Here is a 14,336-nt window from a genome sequence, read left to right as displayed (position 1 = left end):
GGCCACGGAAGCAAACACCATGAGCTGAACGGCCATTCCAAAAACAAACAGCCATGCTTTGCGGTGGTATTCGAACAAATACATCACCGCTAACGCGATTATTATCGCGCAGGCATATGCCCAGATAGGCCTAAACGCGCGAATGCTCCGGTTTTTTTTTCTGATTCGCGGCATGAGGAACCAGCCAAGCAACGCGCCCCAGAAAGTCACAATCGAAGGAGACATGGCATCCTCCCTAATGGCGTGTGATTAATATTTCGGGACTAAATGCGCAATATCCTGCTCGCAGCCTTAAATGTAGATGCGCTAAGGTCTTTGCGTTGTCAGCCAGACGCCGCCTATTATCATCGCCGCCCCTGCCGCCTGCTCGGCGGAGATTGATTCGTGCAGCAGCACGGCCGCTAAGAACATGCCGGACAAGGGTATTAAGTTCATGAAGATTGCCGCCCGGCTAGGCCCGACGACCGTTACTCCCTGGTTCCACCAATAGAAGGCGATAACGCCGCTGCCGATGATCATATACGTCATACCGGCCCAGCCCACAGTGCTCAGGGCGATCGCGCCGTCGAATCCCTCCCACAGGGCGGCCGCTAGCAGCAATGCCGTCCCTGCCAGGCTTGCCCACGCTGTCGCCGCCAGCGCCGACATCCCCCTCATAACGCGCCGGCCGACAACTGAATACACCGCCCACGCGACCGGAGCGGCAGCCAGGAGAATGTCGCCGAAGTTGAAACTCAGCCCCGTAAGCACGCTTGCATCGCCTCTGGTGATTACCGTCACCACCCCCATCAGGGATAGCGCCACTCCCAGCATCTGCCGTCCCGTGAGCCGCTCGTGCAAAAATACGGCGGCCAGGCAGGCGGTGATGACCGGATTGACGGCGGCAAACAGGCTCATGTTGGTGGCGGTCGACAGCTTGACTCCGCTATAAACGAGGAAATTATGCCCAAAAATGCCGGTGGCGGCCATAGCCAGGATCCCCGGCAACTGCCGCCGTTCAGGCAAACACTTGGCCCCTTCGACACGCCAGGCAAGTGTCAGCAAAATGGCGCTTACCCAGGCAAAACGAAAAAAAGCGGTGGTAACCGGCGGCAGTTCGCCCACGACGTACTTGGCGGTCACCGCGTTACCACCCCACATTACGGCAGTCAAAGTCAGTAATATGAGAACGCCTCTCTCGGTATGTAGTAAAAAACGCAGCAATCCCCCACCTCCTGGGTGTTGACAAAAGTAACATTATGTTTCAGCTTCTCATATGATGTAGCAGGTAGACAGCAAAAAAATTATACCATTTCTCCATAAAAAAATAAAGGAGGATACTAAGGCCTATGGACTGCAAATATCCGCACTGGTATCAATGCGATGACAACATGGAGCCCGTCTGCGACGACTACATGATGAAAGACGTCTGCTGCGACGAGCCCATGGCGTACAAGATGTACGACTTCCATCGCGAGAGCCTCAAAGACCGCATCCTATGCCTGCTTGGCGACGAAGTGCTCTTTTCGGTGGATGCCCGCTTCTGCGGCAGGGAATCTTTCTGCGGCACCCTGTGCTACGTAGGCTGTGACTTCGTCATCGTCAACGTAAATGTCCGTCATCGCTGCCTGTCCATGCATATCCCGATCAAAATGATCCGCTTCATCGCCCCATATAAATAAAGGCGGCCCGGGCGCTGTCTTCACATCCATTTCGCGGCGGCATAAGATATACCATCCACCCTTATGAGGAGGGTTTGCCGTGAAAAAGAACCGCGACCGCAGGCCGATGACGGTTGACGCGGATCATCTTCGGCGCCTGCATCTCGAAGCCTCGGAACAGCTTGATCTCCTGCGCACCGCCCTGGAAGCCGCCGGCCAAGCCAGCGGCACCGCCCGGGACACCCTGGACGACATGGCCGTTGACCACTGGAACGGTTACCTGGACGTCCTCCACATGATCACCCTCCATGACGATCAAATGGCGGCCGTCCTGAGCAAGCACGGCATGAGCCTGCGTGACAGCGACAGCACCGAGACCGGCCCCGAAAACTACGGAAGCCGCCTGCCTCTTCTGCCTATTCTGTCAGCTTTGAACCGCCGGCACCGCCGCTTTGCCGATGTCTATGGATGGCGGGGGCATCCGATGGGCGATTACCTCAGAGAATCCATGACCGCCGAACGAGAACATATGGCCGAGCTAATCGCGCTGATCCAGGATATACTGTGAAAACACTGCCTGCGAGGGCAGGTTTTTTTTGTCCGTCTCAGATCGGCCTTTCCTGACAGCGTCACCCAGGAATCGGGCCGCCGGAAAACGAAATACTAAATATAAGCATCCGCAAAGGACTGACATCATGTTCACTTTTACCCTCCCCGGCGGCGAACAACCCGCGCAACTGAGCAAGCTCCTCCGCCGTCTCAATTTCTCCCTTACCCTCCGCCGCAAACTGAAGCGCACCCCGGATGCCATCCGCGTTAACGGGCGGCCCGTTCCCTGGCAGACAGCCGTAACGCCGGGCGATGTCATCACCATCTCCTGGCCTGACGAGAGCACTATAGCTCCCCTTTCCCTGCCCCTCGCCATCAGTTACGAAGACGAGCACCTGCTGGTGGTGGATAAGCCCGCCGGCCTGCTCGTCCATCCGGCGAGCGGTACACCGGAACCCACGCTGGCCAATGCGATCGTCCATCACTTGCGCACGCTGGGTGAACCTGGCGCCTTTCACCCGGTGCATCGTCTGGACCGCAATACGTCGGGTCTGATTCTGATCGCCAAGAACCCTTATGTTCAGCACCTCCTGTCTTCGGAAAACGCCAAGCCCATCGAGCGCTCTTACCTCGCCCTCGTCACCGGACATCCCCTCCCCCCGGCCGGCGTGATCGACGCGCCAGTGGGGCGTCTGCCAGGCAGCATCATCGAGCGCACTGTTTGCCCGGATGGCAAGACCGCCGCCACCATTTACGAAACAGTCACCACAGCCGGCCCGCACAGCGTTGTCCGCCTTCGCCTGCTTACCGGCCGAACACACCAGATTCGCGTCCATCTCGCCCACCTCGGGCATCCCATCCTCGGCGACGACCTGTACGGAGGCTCCACCGCCCTCATCGCCAGGCCGGCTCTCCATGCAGCGGCTCTGGCCTTCTCCCACCCGATCGGCGGCGAGCGGATATCGCTGTCAAGCGCGTTGCCCCCCGATATGGCCCAACTGCTGGACAAGCTGCACTCTCCGCCGACTGGCGGCGATTAGCGCAACCCTGGCCGAAATGCCGCTACACCGTTTTCCGCTAATTGGGAAAATGTGATATAATTAACGCGGACAAAAAGCAAGGAGGGAATCTCTATGCCGTTGGTATCGTCAGCGGAAATGTTCAAAAAAGCCTATGGCAATTACGCTGTGGGCGCGTTTAACGTCAACAACATGGAAATCATTCAGGGCATCGTAGACGCCGCTAAGGAGGAACAGGCCCCGCTAATCCTGCAGGTATCGGCTGGCGCCCGCAAATACGCCAAACATATATACCTCATGAAACTCGTCGAGGCGGCTGTCGAAGATACCGGCCTGCCGATCTGCCTGCATCTCGACCACGGCGAAGACTTCGAAATCTGCAAAGCCTGTGTTGACGGCGGATTCACTTCCGTTATGATCGATGGCTCCAAGTATCCTTTTGAGGAGAACATCGCGCTGACCAAGCGGGTGGTCGAATACGCCCACGCCCGCGGCGTAGTGGTCGAAGGCGAACTGGGCCGCCTCGCCGGTGTGGAGGATGCCGTCAACGTCAGTGCCAAAGACGCCACCTACACCGACCCCGACCAGGCCGCCGAGTTCGTGCGCCGCACCGGCGTCGACTCACTGGCGATCGCCATCGGCACCAGCCACGGCGCCTATAAATTCAAGGGCGAGCCGCAACTTGATTTCGATCGCCTCGCCAAGATAGCCGCCCTCATTCCCGGCTTCCCCATCGTTCTCCACGGTGCCTCTACCGTCCTGCCCGAGTTTGTCGCCAAATGCAACGCTTACGGCGGCCAGATCAAGGACGCGCAAGGCGTTCCCGAGGAAATGCTCAAAAAAGCCGGCACCATGGGAGTATGCAAAATCAACATCGACACTGATCTCCGCCTGGCCATGACCGCCAGCATCCGCGAATCCCTCGCCCAAAATCCCGACAAATTCGACCCCCGCGACTACCTGCGCCCCGCCCGCGAAGCGATCAAAAATATGGTCAAACACAAAATCAAAAATGTCCTGGGAGCGAGCAACAGGCTGTAAAACAAAGACCGGAACCGATCGGTTCCGGCCTTTGTTTTTCGGCTTGGCCTCTAACAGCGGAACGCCGCTAAAAAATCCGCGTATAGACTATCCTGGTTGGGAGATGTTATGAACAAAATTGCCTTTAGGAAAGGAGCTTCCGCAATGGATCTCAAAGCGCCGCTGGCCAAACTGTCGCCGGATCAGATCGCCGCCATCAAGGACTACGAAGGCGAGTTGGCCAAAAAATATGGCAATCCGGTCATCCTGCTGGCCTTCGACAAGTGAATCCCCAAAGAGGGCGAAGACACCGCGTCTTCGCCCTCTTTGCCTACTTAGAACAAGTCTTGCTCCAATCGCCACATTTCATAAAAAATCCCCTGTCTGGCCAGTAGTTCGTCGAAACTCCCCCGTTCGGCCACCCGGCCCTGATCGAGGACGATAATATCGTCCATGACCGCCAGGCCTGCCAAGCGGTGGGTTATCGACAGGGTCGTTCGGCCGTCCGCGCCAGCCAGCAGCGAGTCCAGCAGCGTTTGTGCGCTTACCGGGTCAAGCCCGGCGGTCGGTTCGTCAAGGATGAATACCTGCGGCTTTTTCAGCAGCACGCGGGCCATCGCCACCCGCTGACGCTCGCCGCCCGATAAACAGTGACCGTTCTCCCCTACGGATGATGCCAGCCCCTGCGGCCATTCGTCGATGATCTTTCCCAGGCCGGCCGCCCTGGCGGCGGCGACAACCTCGTTTTCGCCGGCTGACGGTTTGGCAAGGCGAATATTGTCGGCGACGCTGGCGTTAAAAAGATGATTGTGCTGCTCAACCACTCCCATCGACGCCCACACGGCTTCTGACCGGTATTCGCGTATATCCCGTCCTCCCAACAAAACACAGCCATCCTCAGGGTCGTAAAGCCGCAGCAGCAGTTTGGCCAGTGTGCTTTTGCCCGCTCCGCTGGCGCCCACCACCCCCACACGGCTTCCCGCCGCCAGCGAAAGCGACAATCCGTCGAGCACCCACGGGCCTTCAGGCTGATACCGGAACCGGACATCACGTAGTTCGATATCATACGCCACCGGTACCTCTTCACGGTTTGCCTTCTCCAAAACCGGCCCATATATAAGCAGGGAAAAGACGCGCTCGGCGGACGACATGCTCTCGCCCCAGTGCCGGAAAATCGCGGTCAGCGGCAGCATCGCCTCGGCCGCCCCTTGAACAGCCAGGGTCAGCGCCCCCAGATAAACGCCAGGAAGCTGATCGCTCCGCACCATTTCCGCCGCCGCCAAAAAGACGGCCAACACCGTGAGATTTACTACCAGGCCACTGGCCGCGTCGGCCAATCCGGTCAGGCCGGCCGCTCCCTTCTGGGCCTGCGCCAGGCGATGGTCAGCCTGCACCACCCGTTCGGCCTGCTGGCTGAGCTTGCCGGCGGCCGCCAGTTCCCGCCAGCCGCGCAGGCAATCAATGACCGCCGTGCTATGCTCGGCCCCGGCGGTCGCCAGCACCCTGCCCAGTCCGGCTCCCACGCGATAAAACACCAGCGGCAGCACACCCCCGGCCACCAGAAACCCGGCGACTGCGGGGTAGATCAAGTGCCAGGCGAACACGCCGAGAAAACACCCCAGCCCGACTGTTGCCATTACGGCCACAAGAAGCGGCAGCACCACCCGCAGGTAAAAAAACTGAAGCCTGTCGATATCGGCGACAAGGCGGGCGAACAAATCGGCGTCGCCGATAGCGTCAAAGCGGGCGGTAGCCAACCTTTCGAGAGCCCTATACAGCCGTACCCGCAGGTCGCTCAAAAGCCGCAGGATTGCGTCGTGCGCCAGGTAGCGCTCTAAATATCGGGTTCCGGCCCGCAGCAGCGTAAAGAAACGCACCCCCGCGATTGAGACCGACAGGGCGGCGAGCGGCGGCGACAAAGCCGCCATGGCGATGAGATAGGCAGCGGTCGCCAGCATGCCCGCCCCGGCCGCCACCGCCAGGAAACCAGCCCCCGCCGCGGCGGCCAGCAGCAGCCAAACCGGTCCGGCCAGCCCCAGAAGACGGCAAAAGCACCTCATGCCGTTCCCCGGTAGGCGCCCACCAACCGGGAATACACCCCTTCCTTGACCACTAGTTCCTCATGACGGCCCTGCTCGGCGACCATGCCTTCCGTAAGTACGACGATCAAGTCGGCGGAATACACGGTTGTCAGGCGATGGGCGATTATCAGAGCGGTGCGGCCGGCCAGCAGCCTGTCCAATCCTGTCCGCACCGCTTTTTCCGTCCGAGGATCCAGCCCGCTCGTCGCCTCGTCAAGGATAATAAATGCCGCCTGACGATAAAATGCGCGGGCGATGGCGATACGCTGCGCCTCGCCGCCGCTCAGGGCCAGGCCTCCCTCGCCGATGAGCGTGTCATATCCCCGGGGCAGGCGGCTGATGAATGCATGCGCCTCGGCCGCCTCGGCCGCCGCCACCACCTTCGCCTGAGAGCCGCGACCGCCCTGGCGGATATTGTCGGCGACCGTGCCGGCGAAAATATGCGGAAACTGGGGGATATAAGAGACATTGCGCAACCAGTCCTCCCGGCATACGCTTTTTATATCCTGCCCGTTCACTCTGACAGCCCCCCGCGCGGGCGCCGCAAACCCCAGCAGCAGATTAACCACCGTAGTCTTACCGGCACCACTCGGCCCTACCAACGCCACCCGCTTGCCGGCCGGAATAGTGAAGGAGACGTCCATCAGCGCCTGACGGTCGCGTCCGGGGTAGCAGAAAGAAACGGCCGACAGTTCCACCGTTATCCCCTTGCCCGCAGCCAAGGGAAGCGTGCCGTAAGCCCCTTCCGGCACCGGTTGCGCCAGAAGGTCGAAAATGCGCCCGGCGGCGGCGACGGCCGCCGCTCCGGCGTGGAAATGGCCGCCCAGCAGACGAAAAGGCAGATAAAACTCCGGCGCCAGCAGCAAGATGAAAAAAGCCTCCCCAAAACCGATGCCGGCATACAGTAGCTTGAGGCCGACTGTCACCGCCACCAGCGCGATGCTGATTGTCGACAAAAGCTCAAGGGTAAGAGACGACAGAAAAGCGATCCGCAGCACCCCCATCGTCGTCCGCCGGAACTCTTCACTGTAAGCAAATATTATATCCGCCTGCTCGCGGCTGCGTCCGAAAAGCTTCAACGTCGTGAGCCCTTTCAGCACGTCGAGAAAATGGCCGCTGAGGCTGCTGAGTACTTGCCAGCGCTTCTGATGCAATTCGCCCGCCCAGCGGCCGATCAACGCCATCATTATCGGTATGAGCGGCGCCGTCGCCAGCATGATGATGGCGGCTACGCCATCGATGGGAGCCACAACCGCGAGCACAAGCAGCGGCACGGCGACGGTCACCGCCAACTGCGGCAGATAGCGGGCGAAAAAGGCATCGAGGCTTTCCATGCCTTCACCCAGCAAATTGGCCAGTTCTCCCGTCCTCTCCGCCCCGCCGTGCACTGGCCCCAGGGCAGCCAAATGGGTCAACAGGCGTCGCCTGAGATCGGTTTTCACCGCCAGCGCCAGGCGGCTGCCGACCGTCTCGATAATCCAGGTAATAGCCGCCCTCGCAACCATTATCGCTATCAGACCGTATATCCAATGCCTTAATTGGCCGACGCCCAGGCTTTTCAAAAACACGCCGTCCACAAGGCGCGCGAACACATAGGCCTGAGCCACGGCCGCGCCGCCTGCGGCCACGCCCGCGCCTGCCAGGAGCGCCAGTTGACGGCTCTGTTTTTTACCCTCATTCCACAAACCGCGGTGAAACATCGCCGCCCCCCTAAAATAGAAAGACCGTGACCTACCGTTAGGATGGTCACGGTCGCCTTTAGTTAATATTCGAGATCGCGCAGCGTTACCCTTTTGCGGAAAATCCAGTAGCTCCAGGCCTGATAGGCCAGCACGACCGGCACCAGCAGTCCGGCGGCAACGGTCATCAGCTTCAGCGTGAGCGGGCTGGAGGAAGCGTTGGTCACCGTGAGACTCCAGGCGGAATTGAGGCTGGAAACCATCAGGCGGGGAAAAAGCCCCCAGAAAAACGCCGCCGTCGTAAACACAATCGCCAGGCCGCTGCCGACAAACGCCCATCCGGTGCGGTGGGCCCTCATGGCCAGATAACTGACGACAAATGCTCCTACGGCCGCCCACAGACTGACGCCCGCGCCGACGCTGGCGAAAAGATCGGTATATATGTAGGTCATTCCAACCAGCGCCAGGAAAGCGATCGCCGCAAAAACACCGACCGTTAGAGCCGTCCGGCGGGCCCGCCCGGCCAAAGGATCCTCCAGCTTGAGAACAAGATAGGCCGCCCCGTGATAAATGAACACCAGCAGGAAGGCGACGCCGCCTATCAAGGTGTACGGACTTAAAAGATCGAAAAAAGTGCCGACATAATTCATCTTGGCATCGATAGGCACTCCTTTTAAAAGATTGGTCACCGCCACGCCCCACAGCAGCGCGGGCACCAGGCTACCGGCGAAGATCAGCCAGTCCCAAGTGCTACGCCAGGCAGGCCCTGACTGCTTGCTGCGAAAATCCAGGCCCACGCCGCGAACGATTAGCGCGACGAGCATTAGGAAAAGAGCCAGGTAAAAACCGCTGAACAGAGTGGCGTAAACATGGGGAAATGCGGCAAACATCGCGCCCCCGGCCGTTATCATCCAGACCTCGTTACCGTCCCAAACCGGGCCGATCGAACCGATGATCAGCCGTCGTTCATCATCCGTGCGCCCCAGCAAGGGCAACAGCACTCCTACTCCATAGTCGAACCCCTCAAGGAAAAAGAAACCTGTGAACAAAACAGCGACAAGCACAAACCAGACAACACTCAGTTCCACAGCGCCACCCCCTTGCCTTCGGCCGGCTTCGCCGCGAACGGCGCCACCGGTCCCTGCTTGGCGAACTTACCCAGTAGATAAATGCCAACTACCGCCAAAACCCCATACACAAGCGTGAAACCGACAAGCGTAATCCCAATACTGGCTGCCGATACTGTTGGCGACACAGCTTGCTCAACCCGCTGCAGGCCGACCACGATCCACGGCTGCCGCCCGGCCTCCGCCACGTACCAGCCGGTTGAATTGGCGATATACGGCACAGCGAGGGTAACCACCACCGCTTTCAACGCAAGCGGCTTATCCTCCAGCGTACCGCGCCGCAAATAATAGGCGCACAAGCCCGCGACCGCCAACAGCCAGCAGCCGGCCGCCACCATAATCCGGAAACTCCAGAACACCGACGGGATATCGGGAGCATAGGAACCGGGACCGAAACGCTTTTCGCTCTCTTGCTGGAGGTCTTTTATGCCCTTCACCTCGCCAGTCGGCGAACTGTGCACTAGCAGCGACAGGCCGCCGGGCAAACTAACACCCCCGCGGTTCTCTTGCTTCCCGCTGTCGATAGCGGTGAAAAAGGTGAACGGCGCCGGATCGGCCGTCTCCCACAAGGCCTCAATGGCCGCCAGCTTCATCGGCTGGGCCTCGGCAAGATACTGGGCCTGCCGGTGACCGGTAACGACCACCAACAGACTGGCGGTTAAGGCGCAGATAAGCCCGATTTTCAAAGACGGCCGGAAAAACTCCACCTGGCTCCGCCGCAGCAGATGGTAGGCGCTTATGGCCATGACGAAAACGCCACCGGTCACCAGGCCCCCCAGAACTGTATGGGGGAATTGATTCCATAAGTACGGATTGGCCAACAAGGCGGAAAAATCGTTCATTTCGGCCCGGCCGTTGCGCAGCACATAACCGACGGGCGCCTGCATGAAAGAATTCGCCGCCAAAATCCAGAAGGCCGAAAGATTGCTGGACAAGGCTACAATCCAGATGGCGGCGGCGTGCATGCCCTTCGATAAACGTTTCCAACCGAATATCCATATCCCGATGAAGGTGGATTCAAGGTAGAAAGCGGTAAGAGCCTCCAGCGCCAACGGCGCTCCGAAGATATCGCCCATAAAGCGCGAGTACTCCGACCAGTTCATGCCGAACTCAAATTCCTGCACCAATCCGGTTACCACTCCGAGGGCAAAATTGATAAGAAACAATTTGCCCCAGAACTGGGCCATTTTCTTATAAAGCTCGTTACCAGTACGAACGTAAACCGTTTCCATCGCCGCCACCAGCAGCGACAGCCCTAAAGTAAGCGGCACAAATAAGAAATGATAGGTTGAGGTAATCCCGAACTGCCACCGGGCTAGCAAAAGTTCATCCACTTATCCCCACTCCTCGTTAAAAGACTTCCGCCAAAACCGGCGATTACTCATTTTCGGCCCCGCTGCTCAGCCACCAACGCCGCTAGGTTCGCTTGCCTGAGTCCGGCGACCAACTGCGCCTGCAACCTTGCCAAAGTTGCGTGCACGGGGCATTCTTCCGTGCAGTGCTTATTGCAGGCCTCCCTTTCCGCTAGGCAACGGTGGACGACCAACTTTCCTTCCACAGCCGTGATAATGTCCAGCAAACTGATTTCTTCGGCCGGACGGGCAAGCGCAAACCCGCCTTCAACCCCCCGATGAGAACGTATCAGACCGGCCTTGCCGAGCGGACGCGTTATCTTCTGGAGAAAACGGGGTGGAATTGCCTCGCTCGCCGCCAATTGCTGGATACTGACTATAGATCCGGGAGGCCGTGCCGCCAAATGGAGCATCGCCCGGAATGCGTAATCGGTTGCTTGGTTAAACTGCACGTGATGCCTCCACTGTATACTATACTATATGAGTACAGTTTTATTTTACCACCATACATTTTCAGTAGTCAATACTAATTAAAGTCAATCTTCTGATAATACTTCTCCTTCTGTTTGACGTCGGTCCTCAAACTTTCCTACAAACAGGCAAAACCCCGTTCGTGAATACGAACGGGGTTTGTCTAACCGGCGCCTACCTATCCTCCCAGGCCGTTTCCAGCCAAGTACTTTCGGCGTATGTGGGCTTAACTGCCGTGTTCGGTATGGGAACGGGTGGGACCCCACAGCTATCGGCACCAGATGTTATTGATAATTTGGTTGCGGGGGCAGGATTTGAACCTGCGACCTTCGGGTTATGAGCCCGACGAGCTGCCAGCTGCTCCACCCCGCGATGTGAGAGACAGACAGAGTACCTTAGCGGTACTCTGTCTAACCGGCGCCTACCTATCCTCCCAGGCCGTTTCCAGCCAAGTACTTTCGGCGTATGTGGGCTTAACTGCCGTGTTCGGTATGGGAACGGGTGGGACCCCACAGCTATCGGCACCAGATTGTAGAGGTAAGCATCTCTTAAAAGTACGCTCCCTCAAAACATCACAGAAGAAAGTGTATGCACATTTGCTTGGATTAGACATAGGATGTTCTTCGCTACGCTCAGAACTTGCCGACCACATCAGCGCTGAAGCGCTGTGTGTCTGGCCATAAGTCAAGCCCTCGGCCTATTAGTACCAGTCAGCTGAAGACATTACTGCCCTTACACTCCTGGCCTATCAACCTCGTGTTCTACAAGGGGCCTTACCAGCTTATGCTGTGAGAGACCTCATCTTGAGGCCGGTTTCACGCTTAGATGCTTTCAGCGTTTATCCGTTCCCGACGTAGCTACCCAGCTGTACCCCTGGCGGGATAACTGGTACACCATTGGTCAGTCCACTCCGGTCCTCTCGTACTAGGAGCAGTTCCCCTCAAGTCTCTTACGCCCGCGATGGATAGGGACCGAACTGTCTCACGACGTTCTGAACCCAGCTCACGTACCACTTTAATGGGCGAACAGCCCAACCCTTGGGACCTACTTCAGCCCCAGGATGTGATGAGCCGACATCGAGGTGCCAAACCTCCCCGTCGATATGGACTCTTGGGAGAGATTAGCCTGTTATCCCCAGGGTAGCTTTTATCCGTTGAGCGATGGCCCTTCCACTCGGTACCACCGGATCACTAAGCCCGACTTTCGTCCCTGCTCGTCTTGTCTGACTCGCAGTCAAGCTCCCTTCTGCCTTTGCACTCTGCGCGCGATTTCCAACCGCGCTGAGGGAACCTTTGGGCGCCTCCGTTACACTTTCGGAGGCGACCGCCCCAGTCAAACTGCCCACCTGGCACTGTCCTGAGAGTCGTTACTTCTTCAGTTAGAACTCCAGTAAATCAAGGGTGGTATCCCAAGGGCGACTCCACCAAGACTTGCGTCCTCGCTTCTAAGTCTCCCACCTATCCTGTACATGATTTACCAAAATCCAATGCCAGGCTGCAGTAAAGCTCCATGGGGTCTTTCTGTCCAGTCGCGGGTAACCTGCATCTTCACAGGTATTTCAATTTCACCGGGTCCCTCGTTGAGACAGTGCCCAAGTCGTTACACCTTTCGTGCGGGTCGGAACTTACCCGACAAGGAATTTCGCTACCTTAGGACCGTTATAGTTACGGCCGCCGTTTACTGGGGCTTCGGTTCACACCTTCGAATTGCTTCTAAGCACTCCCCTTAACCTTCCAGCACCGGGCAGGTGTCAGCACCTATACGTCAGCTTTCGCTTTAGCAGGCACCTGTGTTTGTGGTAAACAGTCGCTTGGGCCTCTCTTCTGCGACCCCAGGACGCTTCAATCGTTTCTAATCTACACGTCCCAGGGCTCCCCTTCTCCCGAAGTTACGGGGACATTTTGCCGAGTTCCTTAACGAGGGTTCTCCCGCGCACCTTAGGATTCTCTCCCCGCCTACCTGTGTCGGTTTGCGGTACGGGCACCCACAAGTCTCGCTAGAAGCTTTTCTTGACAGTCTAGGGTCAGTAAGTTCGCCAATATCGCTATCGGCTCCCCGTCACTTCTCAGGCTTTTCGTTTGGGGGATTTGCCTCCCAAACACCCTACTAGTTTAGACGCGAATTTCCATCCTCGCGATTACCTACCTTACTGTGTCACTCCATCACTCAAACGACTTGGGGTGGTACTGGAATATCAACCAGTTGTCCATCGCCTACGCATCTACGCCTCGGCTTAGGTCCCGACTTACCCTGAGCGGACGATCCTTCCTCAGGAATCCTTAGGCTTTCGGTGGGAAGGATTCTCACCTTCCTTTTCGCTACTCATACCGGCATTCTCACTTCCTACCAGTCCACCGCACCTTCCGATGCGACTTCGACCCAGTAGGAACGCTCCCCTACCCCTGAACTTTCGTTCAAGCCATAGCTTCGGTTCCGTGCTTTAGCCCCGGACATTTTCGGCGCAGCGACACTCGACCAGTGAGCTATTACGCACTCTTTTAATGGTGGCTGCTTCTAAGCCAACATCCTGGTTGTTTTTGTATCGCCACATCCTTTGCCACTTAGCACGGCATTGGGGACCTTAGCTGATGGTCTGGGCTGTTTCCCTCTTGACTACGGATCTTAGCACTCGCAGTCTGACTCCCAAGTTAAACTTACTCCATTCGCAGTTTGACAGAGTTCGGTAACCTAACGGCCCCTAGCCCAATCAGAGCTCTACCGTCGTAAGTCATCACTTGAGGCTAGCCCTAAAGCTATTTCGGGGAGAACCAGCTATCTCCGCGTTCGATTGGCATTTCACCCCTATCCACAACTCATCCCAAAGCTTTTCAACGCTCACGGGTTCGGGCCTCCACGTAATTTTACCTACGCTTCACCCTGGTCATGGATAGATCACTGCGGTTTCGGGTCTACAATCACTAACTGTCGCCCTATTAAGACTCGCTTTCGCTGCGGCTCCGTGTTTCCCACTTAACCTCGCTAGTGACTGTAACTCGCCGGTTCATTCTTCAATAGGCACGCCGTCGCCTTTTACAGCTTCGACTGCTTGTAGACATACGGTTTCAGGTACTTTTTCACTCCCCTCCCGGGGTGCTTTTCACCTTTCCCTCACGGTACTATGCGCTATCGGTCGCCAACGAGTATTTTGCCTTGGAGGGTGGTCCCCCCTGCTTCCCACAGGGTTTCTCGTGTCCCGTGGTACTCTGGATACCAGCCACTTGGCTCTGTCTTTCGCCTACAGGGCTCTTACCTTCTGTGGCCTACCTTTCCAGGTAGTTCGACTAGACCTGACCAAGATTATGCTGGTCCTCAACCCCAAGGAGCCGAAGCTCCCTGGTTTGGGCTCTTCCCCGTTCGCTCGCCGCTACTTAGGGAATCTCGTTTGATTACTTTTCCTC

General features: G+C 57.7%; 11 protein-coding genes, 1 tRNA gene and 3 rRNA genes (1 of these 15 cut by a window edge). 5 read left to right on the top strand and 10 right to left on the bottom strand.

What is annotated here, in order from left to right; all coding sequences use genetic code 11:
• Positions 1–306: 306 nt before the first annotated feature.
• Complete coding sequence (locus Q4T40_04445; protein ID MDT8900486.1) at positions 307–1,203, bottom strand: DMT family transporter; 897 nt, start codon at positions 1,201–1,203, stop codon at positions 307–309.
• A gap of 125 nt (positions 1,204–1,328) precedes the next feature.
• Between Q4T40_04445 and Q4T40_04440 the strand changes: the two genes are divergently transcribed.
• The 5 genes from Q4T40_04440 to Q4T40_04420 all read left to right on the top strand — a co-directional run bounded on the left by Q4T40_04440 (position 1,329) and on the right by Q4T40_04420 (position 4,516).
• The gene (locus Q4T40_04440) at positions 1,329–1,661 is read left to right on the top strand and encodes a hypothetical protein (GenBank protein MDT8900485.1); all 333 of its coding nucleotides are present in this window, start codon (positions 1,329–1,331) and stop codon (positions 1,659–1,661) included.
• Between the two features lie 79 nt (positions 1,662–1,740).
• On the top strand, positions 1,741–2,208 hold the full coding sequence (locus Q4T40_04435) for a hypothetical protein (protein MDT8900484.1): 468 nt from the start codon (positions 1,741–1,743) through the stop codon (positions 2,206–2,208).
• Positions 2,209–2,335: 127 nt separating this feature from the next.
• Positions 2,336–3,229 carry an RluA family pseudouridine synthase gene (locus Q4T40_04430; GenBank protein MDT8900483.1) on the top strand — a complete coding sequence of 298 codons (894 nt, stop codon included), beginning with the start codon at positions 2,336–2,338 and terminating at the stop codon, positions 3,227–3,229.
• Positions 3,230–3,322: 93 nt separating this feature from the next.
• Complete coding sequence (gene fba / locus Q4T40_04425) at positions 3,323–4,249, top strand: class II fructose-1,6-bisphosphate aldolase (protein ID MDT8900482.1); 927 nt, start codon at positions 3,323–3,325, stop codon at positions 4,247–4,249.
• Between the two features lie 144 nt (positions 4,250–4,393).
• The gene (locus tag Q4T40_04420; GenBank protein ID MDT8900481.1) at positions 4,394–4,516 is read left to right on the top strand and encodes a hypothetical protein; all 123 of its coding nucleotides are present in this window, start codon (positions 4,394–4,396) and stop codon (positions 4,514–4,516) included.
• A gap of 47 nt (positions 4,517–4,563) precedes the next feature.
• On the opposite strand, the gene cydC is transcribed toward Q4T40_04420, so the two are convergent.
• The 9 genes from cydC to Q4T40_04375 form a co-directional block, all read right to left on the bottom strand.
• Complete coding sequence (cydC, locus tag Q4T40_04415; GenBank protein ID MDT8900480.1) at positions 4,564–6,288, bottom strand: thiol reductant ABC exporter subunit CydC; 1,725 nt, start codon at positions 6,286–6,288, stop codon at positions 4,564–4,566.
• Positions 6,285–8,009 carry a thiol reductant ABC exporter subunit CydD gene (gene cydD / locus Q4T40_04410; protein MDT8900479.1) on the bottom strand — a complete coding sequence of 575 codons (1,725 nt, stop codon included), beginning with the start codon at positions 8,007–8,009 and terminating at the stop codon, positions 6,285–6,287. The genes cydC and cydD overlap by 4 nt, the downstream gene beginning before the upstream one ends.
• 62 nt (positions 8,010–8,071) lie before the next feature.
• Positions 8,072–9,076, bottom strand: coding sequence for a cytochrome d ubiquinol oxidase subunit II (gene cydB, locus Q4T40_04405; protein ID MDT8900478.1), 1,005 nt, complete (start codon positions 9,074–9,076; stop codon positions 8,072–8,074).
• On the bottom strand, positions 9,067–10,449 hold the full coding sequence (locus Q4T40_04400; GenBank protein ID MDT8900477.1) for a cytochrome ubiquinol oxidase subunit I: 1,383 nt from the start codon (positions 10,447–10,449) through the stop codon (positions 9,067–9,069). The genes cydB and Q4T40_04400 overlap by 10 nt, the downstream gene beginning before the upstream one ends.
• Positions 10,450–10,496: 47 nt before the next feature.
• Positions 10,497–10,919 carry an Rrf2 family transcriptional regulator gene (locus tag Q4T40_04395; protein MDT8900476.1) on the bottom strand — a complete coding sequence of 141 codons (423 nt, stop codon included), beginning with the start codon at positions 10,917–10,919 and terminating at the stop codon, positions 10,497–10,499.
• 184 nt (positions 10,920–11,103) lie between these two features.
• Positions 11,104–11,220, bottom strand: a 5S ribosomal RNA gene (gene rrf, locus Q4T40_04390).
• Between the two features lie 14 nt (positions 11,221–11,234).
• A tRNA-Met gene (locus tag Q4T40_04385) sits at positions 11,235–11,310 on the bottom strand.
• A 40-nt stretch (positions 11,311–11,350) separates the two neighbouring features.
• Positions 11,351–11,467: ribosomal RNA gene (rrf, locus tag Q4T40_04380) — 5S ribosomal RNA — on the bottom strand.
• Positions 11,468–11,618: 151 nt separating this feature from the next.
• Positions 11,619–14,336: ribosomal RNA gene (locus Q4T40_04375) — 23S ribosomal RNA — on the bottom strand (it continues 205 nt past the right edge of the window).

Source organism: Selenomonadales bacterium 4137-cl (assembly GCA_032334055.1).
GTDB lineage: Bacteria > Bacillota > Negativicutes > Sporomusales > UBA7701 > Anaeroselena > Anaeroselena agilis.
This window is presented reverse-complemented; position numbering and strand designations above follow the sequence as displayed.

Coding starts and splice junctions, on each gene's coding strand:
- Q4T40_04440 (MDT8900485.1), top strand. CDS start 1,329: ATGGACTGCAAATATCCGCACTGGTATCAATGCGATGACAACATGGAG.
- Q4T40_04430 (MDT8900483.1), top strand. CDS start 2,336: ATGTTCACTTTTACCCTCCCCGGCGGCGAACAACCCGCGCAACTGAGC.
- fba (MDT8900482.1), top strand. CDS start 3,323: ATGCCGTTGGTATCGTCAGCGGAAATGTTCAAAAAAGCCTATGGCAAT.
- Q4T40_04420 (MDT8900481.1), top strand. CDS start 4,394: ATGGATCTCAAAGCGCCGCTGGCCAAACTGTCGCCGGATCAGATCGCC.
- cydC (MDT8900480.1), bottom strand. CDS start 6,288: ATGAGGTGCTTTTGCCGTCTTCTGGGGCTGGCCGGACCGGTTTGGCTG.
- cydD (MDT8900479.1), bottom strand. CDS start 8,009: ATGTTTCACCGCGGTTTGTGGAATGAGGGTAAAAAACAGAGCCGTCAA.